Origin of the sequence: Brotocaccenecus cirricatena (assembly GCF_020687045.1) — a bacterium.
Classification (GTDB): Bacteria; Bacillota; Clostridia; order Oscillospirales; family Oscillospiraceae; genus Vescimonas; species Vescimonas cirricatena.
Map to the genome: position 1 here is coordinate 15,522 of NZ_JAJEPW010000014.1, position 25,666 is coordinate 41,187.

At 64.3% G+C, this 25,666-nt stretch carries 15 protein-coding genes; 7 read left to right on the forward strand and 8 right to left on the reverse strand.

The window, feature by feature from the left end:
• Position 1 precedes the first annotated feature (1 nt).
• Complete coding sequence (locus tag LKD37_RS06515; RefSeq protein ID WP_302928465.1) at positions 2 to 838, reverse strand: hypothetical protein; 837 nt, start codon at positions 836 to 838, stop codon at positions 2 to 4.
• A gap of 151 nt (positions 839 to 989) precedes the next feature.
• Here LKD37_RS06515 and LKD37_RS06520 point away from each other — a divergent pair, with 151 nt between their 5' ends.
• The gene (locus LKD37_RS06520; protein ID WP_302928466.1) at positions 990 to 1,520 is read left to right on the forward strand and encodes a DUF4364 family protein; all 531 of its coding nucleotides are present in this window, start codon (positions 990 to 992) and stop codon (positions 1,518 to 1,520) included.
• A 36-nt stretch (positions 1,521 to 1,556) separates the two neighbouring features.
• On the opposite strand, the gene LKD37_RS06525 is transcribed toward LKD37_RS06520, so the two are convergent.
• Positions 1,557 to 2,903 (reverse strand): penicillin-binding transpeptidase domain-containing protein, encoded by a 1,347-nt coding sequence (locus LKD37_RS06525; RefSeq protein ID WP_302928467.1) that lies wholly within the window; start codon positions 2,901 to 2,903, stop codon positions 1,557 to 1,559.
• On the reverse strand, positions 2,900 to 4,663 hold the full coding sequence (locus tag LKD37_RS06530; RefSeq protein ID WP_302928468.1) for an FtsW/RodA/SpoVE family cell cycle protein: 1,764 nt from the start codon (positions 4,661 to 4,663) through the stop codon (positions 2,900 to 2,902). The genes LKD37_RS06525 and LKD37_RS06530 overlap by 4 nt, the downstream gene beginning before the upstream one ends.
• A gap of 141 nt (positions 4,664 to 4,804) precedes the next feature.
• Here LKD37_RS06530 and LKD37_RS06535 point away from each other — a divergent pair, with 141 nt between their 5' ends.
• On the forward strand, positions 4,805 to 4,981 hold the full coding sequence (locus tag LKD37_RS06535) for a hypothetical protein (RefSeq protein WP_302928469.1): 177 nt from the start codon (positions 4,805 to 4,807) through the stop codon (positions 4,979 to 4,981).
• A gap of 72 nt (positions 4,982 to 5,053) precedes the next feature.
• On the opposite strand, the gene trkA is transcribed toward LKD37_RS06535, so the two are convergent.
• Together trkA and LKD37_RS06545 are read right to left on the reverse strand one after the other, a co-directional pair.
• A complete protein-coding gene (gene trkA, locus LKD37_RS06540) occupies positions 5,054 to 6,412 on the reverse strand; it encodes a Trk system potassium transporter TrkA (protein WP_302928470.1) in 1,359 nt (452 codons plus the stop codon).
• Positions 6,409 to 7,281, reverse strand: a complete 873-nt coding sequence (locus LKD37_RS06545; RefSeq protein WP_302928471.1) for a YihY/virulence factor BrkB family protein — start codon at positions 7,279 to 7,281, stop codon at positions 6,409 to 6,411. The genes trkA and LKD37_RS06545 overlap by 4 nt, the downstream gene beginning before the upstream one ends.
• Before the next feature lie 212 nt (positions 7,282 to 7,493).
• Between LKD37_RS06545 and LKD37_RS06550 the strand changes: the two genes are divergently transcribed.
• The 3 genes from LKD37_RS06550 (at position 7,494) to LKD37_RS06560 (ending at position 18,515) form a co-directional block, all read left to right on the forward strand.
• Positions 7,494 to 7,916 carry a hypothetical protein gene (locus LKD37_RS06550; protein ID WP_302928472.1) on the forward strand — a complete coding sequence of 141 codons (423 nt, stop codon included), beginning with the start codon at positions 7,494 to 7,496 and terminating at the stop codon, positions 7,914 to 7,916.
• 226 nt (positions 7,917 to 8,142) lie between these two features.
• Positions 8,143 to 11,373: a GBS Bsp-like repeat-containing protein gene (locus LKD37_RS06555; RefSeq protein WP_302928473.1), complete on the forward strand. Its 3,231-nt coding sequence runs from the start codon at positions 8,143 to 8,145 to the stop codon at positions 11,371 to 11,373.
• A gap of 71 nt (positions 11,374 to 11,444) precedes the next feature.
• Positions 11,445 to 18,515, forward strand: coding sequence for a GBS Bsp-like repeat-containing protein (locus tag LKD37_RS06560; protein ID WP_302928474.1), 7,071 nt, complete (start codon positions 11,445 to 11,447; stop codon positions 18,513 to 18,515).
• Between the two features lie 81 nt (positions 18,516 to 18,596).
• Here LKD37_RS06560 and LKD37_RS06565 read toward each other — a convergent pair whose 3' ends face one another.
• From LKD37_RS06565 to polA, 3 genes are read right to left on the reverse strand one after another with little or no spacing between them, the layout of a single operon-like run.
• Complete coding sequence (locus LKD37_RS06565) at positions 18,597 to 20,339, reverse strand: Rqc2 family fibronectin-binding protein (protein ID WP_302928475.1); 1,743 nt, start codon at positions 20,337 to 20,339, stop codon at positions 18,597 to 18,599.
• Between the two features lies 1 nt (position 20,340).
• Positions 20,341 to 20,745, reverse strand: a complete 405-nt coding sequence (locus tag LKD37_RS06570; RefSeq protein WP_302928476.1) for a Mini-ribonuclease 3 — start codon at positions 20,743 to 20,745, stop codon at positions 20,341 to 20,343.
• Between the two features lie 34 nt (positions 20,746 to 20,779).
• The gene (gene polA / locus LKD37_RS06575; RefSeq protein ID WP_302928477.1) at positions 20,780 to 23,422 is read right to left on the reverse strand and encodes a DNA polymerase I; all 2,643 of its coding nucleotides are present in this window, start codon (positions 23,420 to 23,422) and stop codon (positions 20,780 to 20,782) included.
• A gap of 228 nt (positions 23,423 to 23,650) precedes the next feature.
• On the opposite strand from polA, the gene LKD37_RS06580 reads away from it, so the two are divergent.
• Both LKD37_RS06580 and LKD37_RS06585 read left to right on the forward strand, forming a co-directional pair.
• Positions 23,651 to 24,226, forward strand: a complete 576-nt coding sequence (locus tag LKD37_RS06580) for an RNA polymerase sigma factor (protein ID WP_302928478.1) — start codon at positions 23,651 to 23,653, stop codon at positions 24,224 to 24,226.
• Positions 24,223 to 25,620: a PepSY domain-containing protein gene (locus tag LKD37_RS06585; RefSeq protein ID WP_302928479.1), complete on the forward strand. Its 1,398-nt coding sequence runs from the start codon at positions 24,223 to 24,225 to the stop codon at positions 25,618 to 25,620. Before LKD37_RS06580 ends, LKD37_RS06585 begins: the two co-directional genes overlap by 4 nt.
• Positions 25,621 to 25,666: the final 46 nt, after the last annotated feature.

Consider the following 25,666-nt stretch of genomic DNA (forward strand, 5'->3'; position numbering starts at 1 on the left):
GTCAGTGGCAGGCGCAGTAGCTGCGGGTGGCGGCGTAGTCCTTGGGCATCTCCAGGGTGCTGGGCGGGAAGAACTCCCCGATGGGGAAGGCCACGTTGCGGAACAGGCCGCAGGGGTCCTCCTGATCGCCGCAGCTGCACTCCGCCTGGGGGATGCAGTAGTCATACACCGGGATCAGCAGCTGGGTGTCCCGCTCCAGCCGCACCAGGGTGAACTGCCCCAGGGTCACATAGAACCGGCGGCGGCCGCCATCGTCAAACACCAGCTCCTCGCCGAAGCTGCGGGCGATGAAGGCCGGGATCTCCGTCAGGCCGCACTCGCAGCACCGGGGCTTGCAGCCGTCGTCCACCCGGGTGTCCAGCACGATGGGGTCCACGGCCTCCACCACGGCGGTGGGCAGATTGGTGCGCATCCGGCCGGGGATATCCAGCTCGTCGATGACGGTGTCGGAGGAGAAGATCTTGGCGCTGCCCTCGCTGCCGAACAGGATGCAGCGCTTGTCGAACACGCACAGGCCCTCGGCCCCGGCGCACCGGGGCGTCCCGGTGCCCACCTGCAACGTCACCCGATAGAAAAACCGCATATCGATGGAGTAGAAGCCCCGGTTGAAGGTCACCGGCTCCACGTCGGTGTACACATACAGCAGCTCCGCCGTGCCGCCCCGGACCATCTGGCACCCGGACAGCAGCTCCATGGCCGACGCCGTGGGATAGAACCGCAGGTCCTCCACGCAGTCCTTATCCCGGCAGGAGTCGAAGATCTTCCGTGTATGGATACAAACGGACTCGCGAACGCTGCTCAGATCGCAGACCGGGCCCGGCATTCCGTTTTCAGGCATGAAATAAACCTCCCATTAAGTAATGAAGGGGCTGGCTGCGCCCTTCACTCCAGTGTATGGCCGCCGGGCGGCGGTGGTGCGGAAAAAAGCCTGTACAAATCCGGGGATTTCCGGTATAATAAAGGAAACAAGACGAGAGGATGGGGTGCATATGGCCGCCGGATTCATTCACGACAAGCTGGAGATCAAGTTTCTGATCCTGTATATCGCCGCCCGGGTGTCGGAGCCTCTGCCGCCGGAGGGGATGCAGGAGCTGACCATGTGCGACGACGGCATCGACTACTTTGCCTATGCCGAGTGCCTCAACGATCTGGTGCAGACGGAGCACCTGCGCCTGACGGAGGAGGGCTGCTACGCCATCACCCCCAAGGGGCTGAAAAACAGCGAGATCTGCGAGTCCAGCCTCCCCTACTCCGTGCGCCTGCGGACGGATAAGAACGTGGCGGAATACAACCGCCGCCTGCTGCGGAAAAACCAGGTGCAAAGCCGGGTCATCCCCCGGGAAAACGGCTCCTATGTGGTGGAGCTGCGCCTGCAGGACGATGTGGACAGCATCCTGCACCTGGAGCTCACCGCCGCCACCGAGGCCATGGCCCGGGACCTGGCGGACCGGTTCCGGAAGGACCCGGAGGGCATCTACACCCGGCTGCTGTCGGCCCTGTATCCCCCTGCGGAACAATAAGAACAAAACGAGGAGAGCGGCGCTCTCCTCGTTTTCTTATTCCGCTGTTTCCGCCGCCTGTGCCAGCAGCCGGGCGGCAATGGGCCCGGCGGCATCCGCGCCGCCGCCGCCGTTTTCCACCAGCACCACAAAGGCCAGGGGCAGATCCTCATCCGCCACGAACCCGGCAAACCACGCATGGGGGGACTGTCCGGGAGCCGCCTCGGCGGTGCCGGACTTGGCGCACACCGCCAGGGAGCCGAACATGCTCTGGCCATAGGTCTGCTGCACATTGTTGCGCATCATATCCCGCAGCACCCGGCAGGTGTCCGCGTCAAAGGGGGCCTTCAGCGACGGCGCGCCGTCCCCCGGCAGGGGAATGCCATGCATGGTGGTCTCCTGATACACCAGCCGGGGCCCCGCCGTTTTACCCCCGGCCAGGGAGCCCAAAAGCCTCAGGAACGCGCAGGGGTTCACCAGGTCGTCATACTGGCCCACGCCGGACCAGCCCAGGTCCGCCCCCTGCCCTGCGGTGAACTGCCCCGCCGCCGCGCTGATGCCGCTGACGGAAAAGCCCTGGGTCAGCCCGGCCTTTTCCGCGTATTGGGCCAGGGTGCCGCCCCCCAGCTCCACCGCCAGCTGCGCATAGGCGCAGTTGCAGGACCGGGCCAGGGCGTCATACAGGTCCATCTCCCCGTGGGCATAGGGACAGGTGATAACGCCGCCCTCCAGCTCCAGACGCCCGGTGCAGGTGAAGTGCCGGTCCAGAGCGCCGTCCAGATTCTCCAAAGCCGCAGCAGTGGTCACCAGCTTGAACACGGAGCCCGGGGCAAACGTGGACGACAGCACCCGGTTCAGATACACGCCGTCATACCGGCTGTCCCCGTCCCGGATCTCCGGCGGGTCCGCCGGATCAAAGGTGGGGCTGGACACCATGCACAGCACGTCGCCGGTGCGGTAGTTGTACACCGCCACGGCCCCCTTCCGGCCGTTCAGGGCCTCCAGGGCCGCAGCGTTCAGCTCTGCGTCAATGGTCAGATATACCTTGTGTCCTCCGGCGGAGGTACCCGTCAGCGGGTCAAAGCCCACCAGGCGCCGCCGCAGGGCCGCCTTGGCGGAGGTGGAGATGTTGTCGTCCCGGTCCCCCACCACGTGGAGCGTCGCCCGGCGAATGGTGCCGTCCTCCGCCCAGCTGCCGGAGGCCCCGTCATACAGCACCAGGCCGTTCCGGTCCAGCACCTGGCCCAGGGCCAGCCGTCCCTCCCGATAGGCGTGGTCGTTGGCCGGGAAGGCGGCCCATTGCCCGCCCCGCACCACATAGCGCACGCAGAACAGCACCACTCCCGCCGCCAGCACCGCCACCAGCGCCGCCAGCAGCATGGACCGCAGCTTTACCTGTTTCAAGACCGCCCCTCCTTCCCGAATATCTCGTCCACCGGGATCTCCGGCATATCCTCAAAGAACCCCTCCCGCTTCGGGGCGGGCTTCTCCGGCTTGTCCTCCGGTGACTTTTCCTCCGGCGGCAGCCGCACATCGGCGGCCTTCAGATAGGCCAGCAGCCCCCAGCAGGACAGCATGCTGGACCCGCCCATGGACACAAAGGGAAACGTAACGCCGGTCAGGGGCAGGATGTCCACCGCACCCAGCACGTTCAGGGTGGTCTGGAAGATCAGCATGGACGCTGCGGCGCAGGCGGCGATGGCATAGAAGCCGGACCGGGCACTGTCGCCGGACCGCAGGGCAAACACCGCCAGGGCCATCACCGCCCCCACGCACACCAGGGCCAGCAGCAGCCCGAACTCCTCGCTCACCACGCCGAACACCAGGTCCGTGTTGGCCGCCCCCACGTATTTCAGCCACGCATCCTCCGGTCCCGTGCCGAACAGGCCGCCGGACGCAGCAGCGGACATGGTGCGGCTCTGCTGATAGCTGGTGGTCTGGGTAAATTCCCAGGCGTGCCGCCAGACGGTGAACCGCTGGGCCACATACGGCTTGAAGTGCAGCACCAGCCCCCCGGCGAAGCCCGCCGCCGCCGTCATCATCACGATGGAGGCCAGGTCGCCGGTCCGCAGAAAGGCGATGCACAGGAATGCCACAAAGAATACCAGCGCCGTGCCGAAATCGCTCATCAGCGCCAGGCACCCCACGCAATAGGCGGAGAACAGCACCGTGAAGATCAGGTTCCGCTTGGCAAAGAGCCGGTCCAGGGTGGCGGCCCCCGCCAGCACAAAGGCCAGCTTCACCAGCTCCGACGGCTGGAAGGAGATGGGCCCCACGGATATCCAGTTCTTGGCTCCGAAGATCCGCTCGCCCATCACCACATTGAAGGCCAGCAGCGCCGCCGCCAGTCCCGCCGCCGGCCACCGCAGCTTCACCGCCAGCTGCAGCCGCCCCAGCAGCCACACCAGCACGCAGTAGATGCCCATGCCCAGGGCCACCGCCGCCAGCTGCTTGTACAGAGCGCCCGGGTCCCAGGCGGCGGTGATGGCAAAGCCCACCGTGGCCAGCAGCAGCGCCAGGGTCTCCAGGTCAAACTGCCGCCGGTGCAGCCTCCGGCTGACGCCGTACAGCGCCCATCCCAGGCCGCACAGGCCGAAAAAGCCCGCGCTGACGGGATAGATGTTCTCCGCCCCGAAGCCCGGGGCAAACTGCCCCCACAGCAGCAGCTGGATAAACGTCAGCAGCCACAGACTGCCCACGGGGCTGGGCCGCTTTTTAGGCTGCCCGGTGTGCTGGGGCTGCTCCGACGGGAAGAAGAACAGCTCCACCCCGCCCAGGGCGATGGAGTCCCCGGGGTTCAGACTGGCAGGCACCAGCGTCCGCTTTCCGTTCAGCAGCACCCCGCTGCTGCGGTTGATGGGGTCGACCCGCCATGTCCCGCCGTCGTCCCGCTGCAAAATGGCGTGTGTCCGGGACACGGAGGGAAAATTCACCCGGATATCCGCCCGCCGGGCCCGGCCGATGACGTTCTCCCAGTGATACATCTCGTACCGCGCGCCGTTAGACAGGGTCACAAAGCCCCAGCTCTCCCGGTCCCGGCCCCGGAACAGGGACTTGCAGCACCGCACCAGCAGCCACACCGCCAGCCCGGCGGTCACACCCCGGAACAGCCACAGGATCACCGGCAGCGCCGGGGAAATATATTGTTGCAGAAATGCCGTCATAGTTTACGCTCCACTTCGGTCCGTTGTCTTTCGCGTCATGTCTATCATACCATTTTTGTCCGGAAAAGCAACCTTGTTTAAGGATTATTTAACCACAGCCGCCGCATTCTGTGGTATAATCAGCCTGACTATAAGGGAGGAGTGGTTCTCATGACCATCCAAAAACGATTGGCCCGGTCCAACATCGCCATGCTGGCGATTCCCCTGATAACGGCGGCGGTCCTCGGCGTGGCCATCGGCGAGCTGGTCTACCGCCCGGGCATGGGGGCATGGGACCGTCTGGCGGCACTCCGGCGCGCCAGACAGACGCGGCCCTGACCATGCTTCGGCTATCCGGCAAGCAAAAACCTCCGGCCAGGCCGGAGGTTTTTGCTTGCTCGTTTTATTTACTTACAGCAGGATGTCTGTCAGGTCATCGAACACCTGGGACTTGGTGACCACCACCACATGATCCCCCTCCTGGATGGTGGTGAGACCGCCGGGGATGATGATCTTGTTTTCCCGGGCAATGGCCGCCAGCAGCACGCCCTTTTTCAGGGTCAGATCCTTCAGGGGCTTGTCCAGCACCGACCGGCTGGAGGCCGTGGCGGTAAATTCCAACGCCTCCACGGAGCCGTCCAGCATTTTGTAAAGGCTCTCCACGGTGCTGCCCTGGGAGTTAGCCAGGGCCCGGACATAGCGGGTGATCTGGTTGGAGGTCAGGTCCTTGGGGCTGATGATGCTGCCCAGCTTCGTCTCCTGCACCAGGTCCATGTAGTTGGGACGGGTCATCTTGGTCAGCACCTTGGGCACCCCGGCCCGCTGGGCCGTCAGCGCCATCAGCAGGTTCTCCTCGTCCCGGTCCGTCAGCGCCACAAAGGCGTCGGTCTCGAAAATGTTCTCGCTTTCGATCAGGTCGGCATCGGTGCCGTCGCCCTCGATGATCATGGCCCCGGGCAGCTCGGCGGACAGGCGCAGGCACTTGTCGTGCTTCATCTCCACGATCCGGACCTTGGTATTGCTGCGGGCCAGCTCCCAGGTCAGGTACATGGTGATGCGGCTGCCGCCCAGGATGGACACGTTCTTCACCTTCTGCAGGGTGCGTCCGATGCCCCGCAGCATCTTCTGCAGCTCCGCCTTGGTGCCCACCATGTACAGCTTGTCCCCGCTGCGGGGCACAAAGGAGCCGTCGGGGATGATGATGTCGTCCCCCCGGTGGGCGGCGCAGATCAGCACCTCCGCCAGGCGGTTGCGATGGAAATCGTTCAGGGAAACCCCCGCCAGGGAGTCCTCCTCCGTCACCCGGAAGCCGATCATGTCGATGCGCCCTCCGGCGAAGGGCTCCACCGAGAAGGCCGCCGGGAAGCTCAGGATCCGGGCGATCTCCTGGGCCGCCCCCAGGTCGGGATTGATGAGCATATCCAGGCCGATCTCCCGCTTCAGCATTCCGGCGTCCCTGCGATACTCCGGGTTCCGGACCCGGGCGATGGTGTGCTGTGCCCCCAGCTTTTTGGCGATCAGGCAGCACACCAGGTTCGTCTCGTCCAGATTGGTGACGGCGATGACCAGGTCCGCGCCGCGGACCCCCGCCGCGTCCAGCACGCTGATGCTGGCGCCGTTGCCCTCCACGCACATCACGTCCAGGGTGCTGTCGGCCCGGTGCAGGGCCGCGGCGTCGTCGTCCACGATGGTGATGTCGTGATACTCCACCGCCAGCTGCCGGGCAATGGCATAGCCCACCTTGCCGTTGCCCACAATGATGATCTTCATGCTTGCTCCTCTCCGCTGCTCTCCGGCAGCCGGCTGCGCCTGCGGCGCAGTATCACGGCGCTGTATTCCGCGCCCATAATCAGCACCGTGCCGCTCATATAGAGCCACAGCAGCACCACCACAACCGTGGCAATGGAGCCGTACAGCACGGAATAATTGGCAAAATTCTCCACATAATACGAAAAGGCCAGGGACAGGACCATCCACGCCGCCAGGGAGATGCCCACCCCGGGGGCCACTTCCTTCAAAGGCCGCCGCTGTCCCCGTGCCAGCATATACAGCACCGTCAGCATCAGGAACATCACCACGCCCAGAACGATAAACCGCAGATAGCTCCACAGGTCGATGAACCCCGCCGGCAGCTCGATGAGGCCGGAGAGAAACTCCAGCGCCCGGCGGCCCACCGTAACCAGCAGCAGCGTCAGTCCGATGGTCAGGATCAGCCACACGGTGAACAGCAGGATCCCCAGCTGATTGACCAGCATTTTTCGGGGCGGACCCAGGCCGAAGGCCTTGCGCAGGGAGTGCAGCAGACAGCTGGTGGCCCGCATGGGGAACCAGACGGAGAAAATCAGGCTGAACCACAGCAGCTGGCGGCTGGCGTTGGCGGACACATATTCAAGATACGACTCCAGCACCGACATCACGTCCGCCGGAACGATCTGGGACAGCACCTGGGTCACGCTGTCCACGTCCAGCTTCAGGATGCCCAGCAGGGTGCTGATGAACACCAGCAGCGGAAACAGCGCAAACAGCAGATAATAGGTCAGGGCCGCGCTGTCCCGGCCCACGTCATGCAGATAATACCGGCGCACCAGCTGCACCGTGATTTGCCCCGCAGCCGTCCGGGGCGACCACTTTTTCTTCACAGGAGCCCTCCCCCCTATCCTGTACAGTGTATCACACAGGTGCCCAAATGAAAAGAGGAAATTGCCCCCATACGGATTTATTTATAGCGGCAGATTGTAAAAAAATTATTATTTTTCACGTTTCCCTATTGCGATTTCTCGTACGGCTTGTTATAATTAGTTTATCCGGAAGCAAAGCTGCTTCTGGAATCTACAGTAAAGAGGGTCGAATTATGGACAAACTTACCAACATCGTACGGGACGAAATTTCCCGCCAGTACAAGAGCGTCCGGCAGTTTGCTTTTGCAGTTGGCATTCCTCTGTCCACCATCAACAGCGCACTGCACAACGGCATCGGCGGTTCTTCGTTTGACACGGTGGTCCAGATTTGCCGCACACTGGGCATCTGCGCCCTGGGCGAGGAGAACATCCACCTGACGGAGGACACCCAGCGGATCCTGGACCAGTACGCCAAGCTGGACGACTATGGCCGCCACACCATCGCCTCCGTGATACAGGTGGAGTATGACCGCTGCACCAAGACGTTTGAGGATGGCTCCGACCTGCGGGGCGGCTATTCCAGCGTCAATCTGTCTGCCCCCGTTGCCAACGACGAGCCCGTTTCCATGAACGTGCTGGCCAGCCGCGAGGACTGAGTGTATCCCCATAATTGCATAAAATGAGAGCTTCCGGCCGCGCCGGGAGCTCTTATTTTATACGTTTCATCCAAAAATTTACCTGATTTTTGGCGGGCACGCAGCAAAAAGCGGTTGATATTTCGCAGTGTACCTGTTATAATAGAGTGTAATTAGCGGAACAGCGGCGCTTTATCGTGTAAAATTGCCCGCAGCCGCTCTATCCTTTCAGATGGGAGAAAGATGCATGAAAGCAATCCAAAAATCCGGCGCCTGGCTGTGGGCGCTGCTGGCGGCCCTCCTGCTGACGGTGCTGCTGACAGCCACGGCCTTCGCCGGAGACAACGATTTCCGCTGCTGGACCGTGGACGCCCGGCAGTGGACCAACCAGGGGTACCAATCCGAAAAGGACGGGGTGTGGTACCTGTTCCTGCCCCAGGACGAAAGCCCGGCGGACACGGTTCTGTCCTTCAGCGGCAGGGTAACGGCGGCCTCCGCCGGCGCCCTGGACCGGGAGGGCGGCACCCTGACCGGGGCCTTCGCCGACCGTGACCGGGTGACCCTGACCCTGGAGGGCGGCAGAACCGAGACGGTGTGCCTGCGGCAGAGCAGTCTGCCCAGCCTGCGGCTGACCCTCAACGGTACCACCCTGGACCAGATCCACCAGGACAAGGACGTGAAGTATCCCGGCAACGACCTGGTGCTGACGGACGGGGACGATGTCCTCACCGGCACCGTGGAGATCAAGGGCCGGGGCAACTCCACCTGGCGGGAATACGCCAAAAAGCCCTACCAGATCAAGTTCAGCAAAAAGACCTCCGTGCTGGGTATGCCCGCCGCCAAGAAGTGGATTCTGCTGGCCAACGCCTCCGACGACAGCATGATCCGCACCCGGCTGGTGTATGACGCGGCGGAGCAGATGGACTTCCCCTTCGTGACGGAATATCAATATGTGGACCTGTGGATAGACGGCCAGTACCTGGGCGTGTACCTGCTGGGCGAAAAGGCCGAGATCGGCAAGGGCCGCCTGAATTTGCAGGACCCCGCCGGGGCCATGTTCGAGCTGGACAACGGCTTCGCCACGGACGAGGATCACTATTTCTTCGAGGGCCGGCTGAACAGTTACTTCGCCCTGAAGGAGATCGTGGAGGAGGACGACGAACACATTCAGCAGGCCATGACCAATTTCCAGACGGCCATGACCCGCCTGACCACGGCGCTGACCTCCCAGGGCTGGGAGAATCTGTCTCTGAGCCAGCTCAATGAAATGATCGACGTGGACTCCCTGGCCCGCTACTATCTGATGAACGAGTACGTTCTCAACGGCGAGTCCTTCTTCACCAGCTTCTTCTGGTATCAGGACGGCGCGTCCGATGTGCTGCATGTGGGCCCCCTGTGGGACTTTGACACCTGCATGGGCAACAAGAACGAAAAGGTAACCGACTACAACGCCAGCAGCACCTCTGTGCTGATGAAGAAGATGCTGAACATCCCGGCGTTTTATCAGCGGGTGCAGGAGCTGTACACCCGGTATAAGCCGTTGCTTACCGGCATGGCCGGTCAGGTGGACGGCCTGCGGGACGAGATCGGCGTCTCCGCCGACCTGAATTACCTGCGCTGGAGCACTCTGGGCGCCGCCAATCCCAAGCCCGGCGGAACCCCCTTCGCCCCCACCTATGACGAGGCCATCAGCCGGGTGCGCACCTGGCTCACCGGCCGGGCCAATGCCTTTACCCCCACCGTGCGTCCCCAGCAGCTGGGGTACTACTTCAACGCCAGCCGCACGGTGATGTACCTGACCTACTCCGCTCCCAGCCAGACTTCCCTGCGCTTCGCCGTCTGGGGCCAGCAGGACGGCCAGAACGACCTGCACTGGTATCAGGCCAAGCAGCAGAATGGCCGCTGGGTGGCCGAGGTGCCCCTGATCAACCACCAGGAAACCGGCACCTATATGGTCCATGTCTACAATCAGAACGGCCTGCCCCAGGGTCTGCTGGACCACGGCACCGTGGTGGTGGACAACCTGGTGCAGCCGGAAAAGCCCGCCCTGAAGGCGGCCCTGTCCGCCGACGGACGGTATCTGAACCTGACCCTCACCGGCGGCAGCGACCTGACCCAGGTTTGGTTCCCCACCTGGAGCGAGAAGAACGGCCAGGATGACCTCCAGTGGTACGAGGCCAAGAAGCAGGCCGACGGCTCCTGGACCTATTCCGTGGCCCTGTCCCGCCACAACACCACCGGCACCTATTTCATCCACGCCTACGGCAACAACAAGAAGAACCTGGTGGCCCACACCACCGCCTATGTGGAGAAGATCCCCGGGCCGGAGATGAAGGCCGCCCTGTCCGCCGATGGGCGGTATCTGGACGTGACCCTGACGGGCCGCGGCGACCTGACCCAGGTCTGGTTCCCCACCTGGAGCCAGGTCAACGGCCAGGACGACCTGTGCTGGCACGAGGCCTCCAGGCAGGCCGATGGCTCCTGGACCTGCCGCATCGCCCTGTCGGACCACTCCGGCACCGGCACCTATTTCATCCACGCCTACGGCAACACCAAGAAGAACCTGGTGGCCCACACCACCGCCTATGTGGAGAAGATCCCCGGGCCGGAGATGAAGGCCGCCCTGTCCGCCGACGGGCGCTATCTGGACGTGACCCTGACGGGCCGCGGCGACCTGACCCAGGTCTGGTTCCCCACCTGGAGCCAGGTCAACGGCCAGGACGACCTGCGCTGGCATGAGGCCGCCAGGCAGACCGACGGCTCCTGGACCTGCCGCATCGCCCTGTCGGACCACTCCGGCACCGGCGTCTACTTCATCCACGCTTACGGCAATACCAAGAAGAATCTGGTGGCCCACACCACCGTTACCGTACCTCAGGCTTCCCAGCCTTCCCAGCCCGAACAGCCCCCCCAGCCGGTCCGCTCCGGCATGCAGGCGGTGCTGTCCGCCGATGGCCGGTATCTGGACGTGACCCTGGCGGGCCGCAGCGACCTGACGAAGGTCTGGTTCCCCACCTGGAGCGCCGTGAACGGCCAGGACGATCTGCGCTGGTACGAGGCCACCAAGCAGCCGGACGGCTCCTGGACCTGCCGGGTGCCTCTGGCCAACCATAAGAGCGCGGGAGGCTTCTTCCTCCACGCCTACGGCAACAACAAGAAGAACCTGGTGGCCCACACCACCGCCTCCGTGTCCCAGGTGGTGTCCCCCCAGGTATGGACCCGCCTCCACGACGGCGGCCGCTACATGACCGTGACCCTGACGGGCCGCAGCGATCTGACGAAGGTCTGGTTCCCCACCTGGGGCGCAGCCAACGGCCAGGACGACCTGCAGTGGTACCAGGCGGTCAGGCAGTCCAACGGCGACTGGTCCTATACCGTGAACCTGTCCCAGCACCGGGACAAGGGCACTTACTTCATCCATGTCTACGGCAATACCAGACAGAACCTGGTGGCCCACACCACCGCCTATGTAAGCTGAAAGGAGGGACCGCACCCCGGAGAGAGCACCCCGATCAAGTGTTGGAAATCAAACTGTAACGGAGGAAAAAGATGAAAAGAGCACTATCACTGCTTCTGGCGCTGCTGATGGCTGCCAGCCTGGTCATGCCCCAGGCCTGGGCCGCCGGGCTCCAGGAGCCGGAGCCGGACGCTGTCGTCCAGCAGACCCAGCCCGACACCGCCGAACCCGATGCCCAGCTGCCCCAGGCGGATACCCTGGCCGGCAACGCCGCGGGGCTCACCCCCATTACCCGCACCAAGAATGCCGTGGCCAGCGGCGTGACCCTGGAAAAGGTGGTCATGCGCAACGTCAACGGCAGCCAGGTGGTGGGCTACCTTTCGGAGATCGACCTGTCCAAGGACGTGACCCTGAAGGCCAGCTACACCGGATATTACTATGACGGCAGCACCGCCGCCCAGCGCAAGGCCATGGTGGACGGCGGAAAACTGAAATGGGAGATGTCCCAGACCACCGCCCAGGCCGCTGCCTACGGACGGGCCTCGGATACCGAGGGCCGCGTGGTCCTGGCCACCAATGCCGACTACTACAATATGCAGACCGGCGCACCCACCGGCTACCTCATTATGGAGGGCAACCTGGTGAAAACCGGCGCCGAGCCCTTCTTCGCCATTCTGAAGGACGGCTCCGCCGTGATTCGCCCCGCCGGCAGCGACACCTCCGACGTGGTGGAGGCCGTTTCCGGCCCCTATATGCTGGTGGAAAACGGCCAGATCGTCCCCGGCCTGGACCAGGGCGACCGCATGCCCCGCAACAGCGTGGGCATCCGTGCCGACGGCTCCGTGGTGTTCTTCGAGGCCGACGGCCGCCAGGAGCCCATGTCCATCGGCATGAGCATGTATGAGGTGGCCAGCTTCCTGAAGGACGCCGGCTGCGTCACCGCCATCTATCTGGACGGCGGCGGCTCCGCCACCGTGGCCGCCCGCTATGAGGGCACCGACGAGCTGCTGGTGCGCAACAGCCCCAGCGACGGCCTGGAGCGCACCGTGTCCGATGCCCTGCTGGTGGTGTCCACCGCCCGCTTTGACGGCGACTTCGACCACGCCTCCGTCAGCCCCCAGAATGAGCTTTATACCCCCGGCAGCCAGGTGGCTTTCACGGCCCTGGGCGCTGACTCCGCAGGCGGCGCGGCCGACCTGCCGGAAAGCGGCCTGACCTGGGTGCTGGACACCCCCGCCGCCGGGCGGATCGACGCCTCCACCGGCGTGTTCACCGCCGCCAAGGGCTATGTGGGCGAGGTCCGGGTCCGCCTGACCTATCAGGGGCAGGACGTTGGCTCCGCCTCCGTCACCATCGCCGAGCCCGACCAGGTGTATTTCGCCGGCAAGAGCCTGTCCCTGGACTATGAAAAGACCAGCGACCTGGGCCTGACCGTCAAGAGCAGCCTGCGGGATATCCACTATCACGACGGTGACTTCACCTGGAGCATCCGCTCCCTGACCGAGGGTGTCTCCGCCGACGGCATCGGCACCATCGTGGACAACCGGCTCCACACGGCGGCCAAGGCCAGCCAGACCCGCAAGGCGGAGATCACCGTCACCTACACCAAGGCCAACGGCCAGAAGCTCACCGACACCGTCACCGTGGAAATCGGCAAAATGCCCACCATCCTCCTGGATTTCGAGGATGAAAGCTCCAAGTCCGGCATGAACGTGGGTGCCAACGCCGTGTGGGGCAACCTGAATAGCTTTTCCGGTCACAGCGCCCATAATCTGCCCGGCGTCAGCGACGCGGGCTTCGGCGTGGCCGGTCAGGTCAGCAAGGATCCCAACGGTCTGGACATCCCTTACGGGCCCATTACCGATTTCGGCCTGGCATGCCCCGACTTTATCAGCAGCAACGCGGAATGGGACTGCAACTCCGCCGGCGCACCCTACAGCTGGGACTGCGCCCAGGACCCCGCCACCCTGTTCCGCTCCATGGGCTATGAATACTATGTGGGCGCCATCGCCACCGCCCAGGAGGGCGCGTGGGATATGTACGCCCGCCGGGTAGGCTCCGATGAAGGCCCCGTGCGCTTCGGCCAGAAGTCCCTGGAGTATCATTACGACTATACCAAGATCTCCGGTACCAACAACACCAACGAGTATCTCCGCTACAGCGGCGAGGACGTGGTCATCGAGGGCAAGCCCACCGCCCTGGGTATGTGGGTCTACGCCCCCGAGGGCACGCCCAACTACTGGCTGTCCACCAGCGTGTCCTACTGGAACGGGGAAAAGTATGTCACCACCAGCCTGCTGCACCTGAAGACCACCACCGTCAACGCCGCCGGCCAGACCGTGGACACCACCACCCAGTATACCGGCATCAACTGGACCGGCTGGAAGTATGTGGAGGCAGACCTCAGCAGCGTGTATGACAAGGCCCAGGATGTGGAGAATCATCCCCTGAAGATTACTGCCGGTCAGGTGCTGCTGTGGACCATCATCATCGAGGGCGGCACCGGCGACGTGGACGGCAACAAGATCACCTGCGGCTCCCGGGCCGCCGGCAGCCTGTATGTGGACAACATCCGCGCGGTGTATGGTACCACCGCCGATGACCTGGAGAACCCCGTCATCACCTCCGTCCGGGGCGGCAGCTCCTCCCTCACCGGCTATTCCGACCTGACGGAGCTGGCCGAGGACGGTTCCACCGTCCTGACGGATAATGAGCTGCAATTCTTTACCGGGTATTATGATCCCCAGGGTGAGAACCGCACCGGCGTGTCCGCCGAGAACACCGTCATCACCATCGATGGCCAGGACATCAAGAACTTCGCCAACACCGACCAGGCCGTTACCGGCACCGTGACACTGCCCAATGGCCGCCACAGCATTAAGGTGGAGATCATGGACGGCTTCGGCAACCGGGCCAGCGTCACCCGCTCCTTCACCGTGAAGGGCACCGCCAATATCCCCACCGTGACCCTGGACACCCCGTCCTATGCCCTGGTGGGCGAGAACTACGTGGTGTCCGTCACCTCCCCCAACGCCGGTAAGATCGACTCCGTCACCGCCCAGATCGTGTACGGCAACGTGGACCTGTTCGACACCGACGAAAACGGCGGCAAGGGTGCCTTCAACACCTGCGCCTCCCTGGCCTACGGCTCCGGCTTCCAGGGCTCCAGCTCTGCCGCCCGCCGCACCACCACCGAAAAGACCGTCACCGTGAATATGACCCGCACGGGCTCTGCCGGGAAGGACCTGTTCACCTTCACCATGCCCATGCCCGCCGGGGCCACGGCGCTGGACAGCCTGCCCATCTCCGTCACCGTGACCTACACCTGTGACGGCGTCACCTACACCACCTCCACCGGCAGCCTGCGCCTGCCCATGCAGGGCTACTACACCGTCACCTCCGACATCATGGTGGAGGGCGCGGCAGCGGCCCGGCTGTATGTGAAGGACATCAACGGCAAGGCCGCCTCCGGTGTGGACCTGTATGTGGGCGACACCCGCATCGGCACCACCAACGCCTCCGGCCAGGTCAGCACCGACTACTTCAACAAGCTCTCCGTCGGCTCCCGCACCGGCGTCACCGCCCGGAAGGACAATCACCGCTCCTTTGAGACGGTCATCGTCACCCGCCGGGCCGGCGGCAGCACCGATGGTATGCCCAGCTTCGTGCAGCTCAACGCCACCCCCAATGCCCAGAGCTGCCAGAACATCACCTGGGTCACCAATCCCCTGACGGCCCAGGCCAAGGCCACCGTGCAGTACTGCCAGCAGAGCAGCTTCAAGGGCAGCTTCCCCTCCAGTGCCCAGGGTCAGGTGACCCTCCGGGAGTTCACCACCTCCGGCGACGCCGTCTATGTCAGTACCGTGTCCCTGACCGGCCTGAAGCCCGGCACCACCTACGTCTATCGGGTGGGTGACGGCAGCAAGTGGTCTGAAAACATGACCTTCACCACCAGCCAGCCCGGCGCGGACACCACCCGCTTCTTCGTCATCGGCGATACCCAGCTCTCCGGCAATGTCGAAAGCGATCAGGATGAGATCCGGCTGATGAACGCCATTGCCGCCAATATCAACGGCCAGTCCATGAACTTCGGCATCCAGACCGGCGACTTTGTGGACAACGGCGGCAACCTGGGCCAGTGGAGCGAGATCCTGGACGTGTTCTCCCGGAACTACGCCGACCTCCCCGTGGTGCAGGTCATGGGCAACCATGAGTACTACGGCGACCTGTCCGGCGGCAACGCCGCCAGCCTGTGGACCCTGCCCGACCGGCTGTATTACTCCGTGGAGTACGGCGATGTGTATGTGGCGGTCATCAACTTTGCCGCCAACCTGGAGGATGCCTGCCAGTGGCTGATCCAGGACGCCGCCAAGTCCGACTGCACCTGGAAGGTGCTGGCGGTCCACCAGCCCGCGTACTACACCAATCCCAACGGCAGCAGCGAGGCCTTCAACCGCTATATCCCCGCCGCCGCTGAGGCCGCCGGCATCAATGTGGTGTTCTCCGGCCATGACCACAGCTATGCCCGCACCATGGTCCTCAAGAACGGCCAGCCCGTGTCCGAGGCCGCCCAGAACGGCCGCCTGCCCGCCACCTACGGCAAGGGCGTGCTGTACTACATCTGCGGCGACCTGGGCGAAAAGTCCCGCAGCACCGAGTACAAGGCCGTCAACAACCCCGACTTCCACTTTGCCCAGGTGTCCCAGGAGTATGACTCCCTGTACCTGGCCGTGGAGGCCACCGCCGACGCCATGACCGTCCGCACCTACTCCGTCAGCGCCGAGGGCGCCCAGTCCCTGCTGGATACCTACACCATGCGGGTGCCCGCCTCCGTGTGCCGCGACAAGGGCCACGACTTCTCCGGCGACACCGTATACGTCCGTGACGGCAAGCTGGTCTGCTCCTTCTGCGGCCAGACCGTGGAGCTGAAGGACTCCGGCTACACCGGCTGGGCCCGGGACGAGGCCACCGGCCTGCGGATGTACAGCTATCACAACGCCTGGCACACCGGCTGGTTCATCATCGACCCCGAGGTGTATTGCTTCGACAAGAGCGGCATCGCCTACGATGGCCGGGTCACCCTGTACGGCAAGCAGTTCGTCTTTGACGACGGCGTGGTGGTCAGCGGCCCCACGGGCTTCGTCAAGCGGGACGACGGCAAGACCCTGTACTTCGAGAATGGCCGCATCGCCTCCGGCTGGAAGGACATCGGCGACGCCACCTATTACTTCGAGACCTCCGACCTGGGCGATGACTTCGGCGTCATGTACACCGGCCGCCGCCTGATCGGCAAGACCTGGTACGAGTTCGGCAGCGATGGCCGCCTGTATCAGCTGCTGCGGGGCCGTATGTCCGCCGATGAGAAGGAGATCGTGGTCACCATCACGCCTCCCGCCGGTCAGGGCAGGAACTACAGCAATATCATGGCCGCCGCCTGGAGCCAGCAGGACGGCCAGGACGACCTGGTCTGGTACAATGCCACCGCCAACGGCGACGGCACCTACACCATCCGGGTCCCCATGTGCAAGTACAACGTGGTGGGCCGGTATCTGGTCCATGTGTATAACCACGGCATCCACGGCCAGCTGCTGGACGGTCTGACCTTCCAGAACACCCACGTGGTGGGCCACACCGACACCGTGGCCAGCGATTCCAGCACCTGCGTCAGCGCCGGTCAGGTGAAGTACGTCTGCCGCTACTGCGGCGCGTCCCACACCTCCAGCACCCCCGCCAAGCGCCACACCGTCTCCGCCGTGGTGGACAGCGAATGCCGCACCATGACGGTGACCATGGACGCCGGCAACGGCCACGCCCACTCCAACGTCCGCTTCGCCGTGTGGAGCAGCGTAAACGGCCAGGATGACCTGACCTGGTACACCGCCAAGAAGAATTCCTCCGGCCAATGGACCTGCACCGTGCCTCTGGTGAACCACAACAGCACCGGCACCTACTTCATTCACGCCTACTCCTCCGACTCCGGCCAGAACCGGCTCATCGGCAACACCACCGCCCAGGTGGCGAAGCTCCCGGCTCCCGACACCGTCACGGCCCAGGTGTCCGACAACTGCCGCACCATGTCCATCCGGCTGGATACCGCCCGCAGCTACAGCGGCATCCGCTTCGCCGTGTGGAGCAGCGCCGGCGGCCAGGACGACCTGGTCTGGTACACCGCCAAGAACGGCGGCAGCGGCAGCTGGACCTATGACGTGCCCCTGGTGAACCACAACAGCACCGGCACCTACTTCATCCATGTCTACAGCGGCAGCAAGCTGGTGGCCCACACCACCGCCCAGGTGGCGAAGCTCCCGGCTCCCGACACCGTCACGGCCCAGGTGTCCGACAACTGCCGCACCATGTCCATCCGGCTGGATACCGCCCACAGCTACAGCGGCGTCCGCTTCGCCGTGTGGAGCAGCGCCGGCGGCCAGGACGACCTGGTTTGGTACACCGCCAAGAACGGCGGCAGCGGCAGCTGGACCTATGACGTGGATCTGGCCCGCCACAACACCACCGGCACCTACTTCATCCATGTCTACAGCGGCAACAAGCTGGTGGCTCACACCACTGCCCAGGTCAAGAGCCTGCCCGCTCCCGCCCCCGGCGTCAAGCCCGGCCTGACGGCTGCCGTCTCCGCCGATAACGCCGCCATGGAGCTGGCCCTGACCACCACCGCCAAGTATGGCAAGGTCCGCTTCGCCGTGTGGAGCAGCGCCAACGGTCAGGACGACCTGGTCTGGTACGATGGCCGCCTCACCGGCAGCACCTGGTCCGCCGGTGTGAAGCTGCTGAACCACAAGACCCTGGGCGGCTACTTCATCCACGTCTATGCCGACGGCAAGCTGGTGGCCCACACCACCGCCAATGTCTACGGTATGCCGCCTCAGCAGAGCGCCCAGGCCATCGTCACCGACGACTTCGCCTGGATGAAGCTGCGGCTCTACAGCGCCACCGGCTACAGCAGCATCCGCTTCGCCGTGTGGAGCAGCGCCGGCGGCCAGGATGATCTGGTCTGGTACAAGGGCGAGAACATCGGCGGCGCCTGGGTGGCTGCGGCTGACCTGACCCGCCACAACACCACCGGCACCTACTTCATCCACATCTATTCCGGGAACAAGCTGGTGGCCCACACCACCGTCACCGTGAAGTCCCTGCCCAACCGGTAAGGACGGTTCCCCCCTTAACCCCATAGGCAAAACCAGCCCCCGCAGGCAAATGCCTGCGGGGGCTGAGCTTTATCTCACATTTTATTTTCCTGCCAGCTTCTTCACCAGCTGGCCGTCCGGAACGGCCAGCATGGTCTGATAGGTGGTGTACACCACCATGCCCGGCCTGGCCCCGGCGGGCTTTTTCACATACCGCACCGGGGTGTAATCCACCGGCACCTTCCCAGCCTCCCGGCCCTGGGAATAGTACGCCGCCAGGCACGCCGCCTCATACAGGCTGGTCTCGTCCGGCTCCTGGCCCCCGGTGCACAGAATCACATGGGAGCCGTGGATCTTCTGGGTGTGGAGCCAGATATCCCTCCGGTCGGCCTCCTTGGCGGTGAGCCGGTCGTTCTGCCGGTTGCTGCGTCCCACCAGGATCCGCAGTCCGGCGGAGGACACAAACTGCCTGGGTTTGGAGGCCCGCTGAAAGCCCGGCTGCTTTTTGCCCCGGTTTTTCAGATAACCGCCGCTCTCCAACTCAGCGCGGATGTCGTTGAAATCCTGCTCCGCCTCCGCCTGGGACAGCTCCTGCACCACGCTCTCCAGGTACGTCAGCTCCTCCCGGCCCTTTTCCAGCTGCTCCGTCAGAATTTTTTCGGCGGTCTTGGCCTTGGCATACTGCTTGAAATACCGGGCGGCGTTTTCCTGGGGCCCCAGCCGCACATCCAGCGGGATGTCCATTGGTGGGCAACCGTCCTCATAGTAATTTTCTGCCGTCAGGCGGTTCATGCCCCGCTCCATGCGGTAGAGGTTGGCGGTGATCAGCTCGCCGCAGATGCGCAGCCGCTCCCGGTCCCGGGTGGCGGCCAGCTCCTTCTCCTGGGCCGCCAGCTTCCGGCGCACCCGGTCCCGGGCTGCCGTGGCGGACTTCATCAGGTCCTGGCCCTTCTGCCGGACCCGGTCCGCCTGGTCCCGGCCCTCATAAAATTCATCCAGCAGCCGGCCGAAGGAATCGAAGGTCTCCTGCTCCATGGCCGGGCCGTATTGGGTGATGGGACAATAGGTAAAATCCGCCGGCCGGCCGGCCCGGCGCAGCAGGGTGGGCACAAAGCCGCCGCCGGCAATTCTGTCCCGCCATGTCCCAAGGCTGTCCCACAATTTTTCGCCCCTGTCCCGGGACAAACGGGCGTCTGTCTCACCGTATGCGGCGCAGACCAGCTCCCGGGCCATCAGCGGCGGCAGGGCCGTGAAGGTGTCCAGCAGCCACCCGTCCAGAGGCGTATCCTCCGGCAGGGCGGACAGCAGTTCCAGAAATTCCTCCCGTGTGATCTCCAGCGGCGAGCGCTTTTCCTGCCGGGGCGGCAGATGATAGAACAGGCCTGGCAGCACCTGCCGCTGCTGGGACATCTCGAAGTCCACCCGCCGCAGGCAGTCGGTGATCCGGCCCTGGTGGTCCACCAGGATGAGATTGGCGTGCCGGGGCATGGCCTCCAGGATCAGACGCCACTGGCGCTGCTCCCCCAGCTCGTCGGCGGCCTGGATGGTCAGGGTCACCACCCGCTCCAGGGGCTCCTGGACAACGGACAAAATGCGCCCTCCTGCCAGGTGCTTGCGCAGCAGCATACAGAACATGGGCGGCTGGGAGGGATTGTCCCGCAGCTGCTCCGTCAGGTGCAGCCGGGGCTGGGTGGCTCCGGCGCACAGCAGCAGCCGCCGCCCGCCCCGCAGCAGCAGCACCACCTGGTCCCGGGCGGGCTGCTGAATCTTCTCTATGCGGGTGTTTTCCGCCTGGGCGGCGGTCTCCCGGACCACGGCACTCAGGCAAATGGCGTCCAGCGGCATATTACTCCCCCTCCATCATCCGGCAGAACAGCTCGTTGGCCCGGTCCCGCCGCCCCTGGAGATACAGATAGCCCAGCAGAGCCTCCAGGGCCGTGGCCTGCTGATACTGGGCCCGGCTGGCATGGGCCGGGATGGAATGGACGTTGGCGTTGCGGCCCCGGCGGAACACGTCCTGCTCCTCCTGGGTCAGCAGGGGGAGAATTTTCTCCGCCAGCTCCGCCTGCCGGGGGGCGCACACCAGGGCCACCGCGGCCCGGTGCAGGCCCTTTCCCGTGGCCTTGCCCCCAGCGCACAGCCAGGTGCGCACCAGCAGCTCATACACCGCGTCGCCTATATGGGCCAGGCCGATGGAGCTGATGCTGCGGATCTGCTCCGGCGGCAGCTGCACGGCAAAATAATCAGTCATGGTATTTGCTCCTTAATGGTTTCGTTACGCAATATCAGCCCTTGGCGGCCAGCCAGTTGCGGCCGGTGTGGGCCTCCGCCAGCAGGGGGACGGACAGCTCCGCCACGCCCTGCATCTCCTGCTGCAAAAGGGCCTCCACCCGGGGGGCCTCCTCCTCCGGACACTCCACGATCAGCTCATCGTGGACCTGCATAATCAGCCGGGCGGCCAGGCCCTCCCGGGCCAGGCGGCTGTGGACCCGGACCATGGCCAGCTTGATGATGTCCGCCGCCGTGCCCTGGATGGGCATATTCAGGGCCACCCGCTCGCCGAAGGACCGCATATTGAAGTTGGAGCTTTTCAGCTCCGGCAAAGCCCGGCGGCGGTGCCACAGGGTCTCCACATAGCCCTGCTCCCGGGCCTTGTCCACCACGTCCGTCATATACTGCTTCACCCCGGTATAGGTGGCAAAATACCGGTCCATATACTCCTTGGCCTCCTGCACCGTGACGCCAATATCCTGGGACAGGGAGAAGGCGGAAATGCCATAGACAATGCCGAAGTTCACGGCCTTGGCCCGGGAGCGCATCTGGTGGGTCACCTGGTCCTGGGGCACATGGAACACCCGGGCGGCGGTGACGGTGTGGAAGTCCGCGCCGGACAGGAAGGCCTGCTGCATAGCGGTGTCGCCGGAGATGTGGGCCAGCAGCCGCAGCTCGATCTGGGAATAGTCAGCGTCCACCAGCACATGGCCCGGGGCCGCCACAAACATCTCCCGCATTTTGCTGCCCAGCTCCGTGCGGGTGGGGATATTCTGAAGATTCGGCTCCGTGGAGGACAGGCGGCCGGTGGCCGTTACCGTCATCTGGAAGCTGGTGCGGATGCGGCCATCCGGGTCGATGACCTTCAGCAGGCCGTCGGCATAGGTGCTTTTCAGCTTGGCATACTGCCGGTAGGTCAGCACGTCCGCCACCAGGGGGTGGTCCTTCAGCTTCTCCAGCACGTCGGCGTTGGTGGACCAGCCGGTTTTGGTCTTTTTCCCGTGGGGCAGGCCCAGGTCCTCAAACAGGACCTTTCCCAGCTGCTTGGGGGAATTGATGTTGAACTGCTGCCCGGCGGCGGCGTAAATCCGCTGCTCCAGCCGGTCGATGGTGTCGGACAGCTCCCGGCCAAACCGGGCCAGGGCCCCGCCGTCCACCAAAAAGCCGCTGCGCTCCATATCCGCCAGCACCCGGCACAGAGGAAGCTCCACATCGAAGTACAGCTTTTCCATGCCCTGCTCCCGGAGCCGGGGCAAAAGCACACCATACAGGGCCTCTATCGCTGCGCCATAGCTGTGCAGCGACGCCCAGGCGGCAGCCCGGTCTCCCAGAGGGGAGAAGGCGTCCGGCTCCAGATGGGCGGGCTTTTCCAGCTCCTGGTTGAAATACGACACAAACAGCCGGGGCAGGTCATAGCCCCCCGCCGTGGCATCCAGCAGATACGCCGCCAGGGCGGTGTCGAACACGAAGCCCTCCGCCGGAAGACCCGCGTCCAGCAGGGCGCGCATCAGGTCCTTGACGTTGTGGGACACCTTGGGGATATCGGCGGCAAGCAGCGCCCCCAGCAGGGCGTTCCAGTTCCCCTGATAGCCCCCGGACCACAGCTCCGCCATCTGTGCCGTGCTCTCGCCGGTATCCCAATGGACAGAGATGGCCATCAGGTCTGCTGCGGCGTACAGGGCCACGTGATCGGCCCTGCGCCACTCCTCCAGCAGAGTCCGGGCCTGCTCCTCCGTTTCCACGGGGACCACCGTGGCGGTAACCTCCGGCTTCTCCGCCGTCTCCTGGTGGGGGCGCAGGTGGTATTTGTCGATGAGCTTCTGAAATTCCAGCCGCAGGAACAGGTCGTACAGCTCCGGGCGGAAGGGCCGGCGGAGATTTTCCGCCGGGTCAAAGTCCAGGGGGGCGTCGGTGACGATGGTGGCCAGCCAATAGCTGTGGCGGGCGGACTCCTCCCCCTCCGCCAGCTTGCGGATGGCGGCGGGCTTGGCGTGCAGGTCCGGCAGCAGGCGATAGATCTCGTCAATGGTGCCGTATTCCTGCACCAAGGCCATGGCAGTCTTCTCCCCTACCCCCGGCACGCCGGGAATGTTGTCCGAAGTGTCGCCCATCAGGGCCTTCAGGTCGATCATGTGGATGGGGTCGAAGCCGTACTGCTCCCGGAAGGTCTCCGGGGTCATATCCTTGGTGGTGGTCTGGCCCATACGGGTGGACACCAGCTTCACCTTGGTGCGGTCGGTGATCAGCTGGAGGCTGTCCTTGTCGCCGGTGACGATGACGCAGTCCCACCCCGCCGCCTGGCATTTGCGGCTGATGGTGCCGATGAGGTCGTCGGCCTCGTACCCCGCCAGCTCATAGCAGGGCACGGACATGGCCGAAAGCACCTGCTTCATCACCGGCAGCTGCATGGCCAGCTCCGGGGGCATGGGCTTGCGCTGGGCCTTGTATTCCGCGTCCGCCCGGTGGCGGAAGGTGGGCTCCCGGCGGTCGAAGGTGACGCACAGGGCCTCCGGGTTTTCCTCGTCCAGCAGGCGCTGGAGGGTGGTGATGAAGCCGTATACCGCATGGGTATACAGCCCATCCCGGGTGGACAGGGGGCGGATGCCGTAATAGGCGCGGTTCAATATACTGTTGCCGTCCAGGACCATGAGCTTCATGGAAGGGACCTCCTAATTCGTTTGATCCGTTTTATTATACCTCTTTTTATTCTTTTGTACAAGGAGCAGAAAGAGACGCACGCGGCTTGTCAAAAAAGAATTTTTTGATAAGCTGGAAATCCGTGAGGCGGCATGATAAAATAAAAGAAAAATTTTGGGGAAATTTTTTCGGGGGACGCAATAAAACCGCCTTGCCGTGCATTATCCAGATGACAGGAGACAAAAGAGATGCTGCACAGGATTGACAACACAACTTCATCCCTCCCTGCGGAGGAGGTCCAGGAGCTTCGGCGGCTGCTTTCGGGAGTGGCCGCAGGAAGCCAAGATGATCTGGCCGAACTATATCGCCGCACCCGAACGGCGGTGTACGGTCTGGCCCTGTCCTATCTCCGCAACGCCCACGACGCCCAGGACCTGACCCAGGATGTGTTCGTTCACATCTGGGACACGGCGGGACAGTACCGGCCCACAGGCTCGCCTGTTGGGTGGATCCTGGCAGTGTGCCGGAATCTGTGCCTGATGCACCTGCGGCGGGAGAGCCGTCAGGTGACCATGGAGGACCAGGAGTGGCACGCCATCCCCGACAACTGCCCGGGGCTGGACAGCCAGGAGCGGCTGCTTCTGCAGGACGCCCTGGCGGTGCTGGGAGAGGAGGAGCGGCGGATCGTCCTGCTGCACACGGCGGGCCTGAAGCACCGGGAAATCGGTCAGGCGCTGGGCCTGCCCCTGGCAACCGTCCTGTCAAAATATCACAGAGCATTGAAAAAGATGCGAGCTTACATGGAAGGAGATGACGCCCGATGACCAACGATCAGATGGAACGCAGGCTTTCCGCCGCGCTGGACAAGACCGCGCCGGACGACGTGGACGGCGTGCTCTCCCGCTGTACAGAGCGGAAAGGAACGGTAGTCCCTATGAAAAAGAAGAATAACCGAATGAAGAAATGGATGCAGGCGGTGGCGGCCTGCCTGGCGGTGCTGCTGCTGGGCGGCGGCGGTCTGCTGGTGCAGCAGGCCCACGCCGTGACCTCGGTGGTGTCCCTGGACGTGAATCCCAGCATCGAGCTGCGGGTGAACAGCCGGGAAAAGGTGGTGTCCTGCCAGGCCCTGAACCAGGAGGCCCAGGCCGTGCTGGAGGATATGGACGGCGGCAGGGACCTGAAGGGCGTCAAGGCGGACGTGGCGGTGAACGCCATCGTGGGCAGCCTGGTGCGGTGCGGATATCTGGACAGTCTGTCCTCCGCCATCCTCATCTCCGTGGAGGATAAGGATCAGGCCCGGGCCCAGCGGCTGCAGCAGGAGCTGACCAATGTCGCGGGCGGCGCTTTGGGCAACTCCCAGGCCGCCGTGCTGAGCCAGACGGTGCAGCAGGACAAGGAGCTGGAAAAGCAGGCCAAGGCCAACAACATCTCCACCGGCAAGGCGGCCCTGATCCGCCAGGCCATGGCCCTGAACGGCAGCCTGACCTTCGAGGGGCTGGCCCAGCTGTCTGTGGAGGAGCTGCGGGACCTGATCGAGGCCGGTGCGCCGGGGATGCCCATCGGCATGCAGGCGGCTCTGGAGGCGGCGGCCCAGTATGCGGGCCTGACCACGGCGGACATCACCGACGCGGACGTGGACCCGGAGCTGGACGAGACACCCGCCCACTATGAGGTGGAGTTCCAGGTGCCCGGCAAGGGCGAGCTGGAGTATAAGGTGGAGGCGTATACCGGCCAGGTGCTCACCGGCCAGGCCAATGTGCAGCCCTCCACTCCCGTGAACCCCTCCGGTGACATTGGCATGGAGGCCGCCAAGAGCGCTGCTTTGAAGCACGCGGGTCTGTCCACCGCCGTCTTTACCAAGGCGGAGCGGGACTATGACGACGGGCGACTGGAGTATGAGCTGGAGTTCCACACCGACAGCGCCGCCTATGAGGTCACCGTGGACGCCGCCACCGGCCGCGTGCTGGACTATGAGAAGGAGAACCTTCGCGGCGGCACCGGCGGCACCGATATCGGCGCCCAGGCCGCCAAGGCCGCGGCCCTGAAGCACGCGGGCCTGTCCGAAGGCCAGGTGCAGCAGCTTCAGGTGGAATGGGACAACGAAAACGGCCGGGCCGTGTATGAGGTGGAGTTCAAGTCCGGCGGCATGGAGTATGACTACGTCATCGACGCCGCCACCGGAGCCGTGCTGGACCACGAGACGGAGCGGGACGACTGAGCGCAGTAAAAAAACGGGGGCCGCGGCCCCCGTTTTTTCCGTCTGG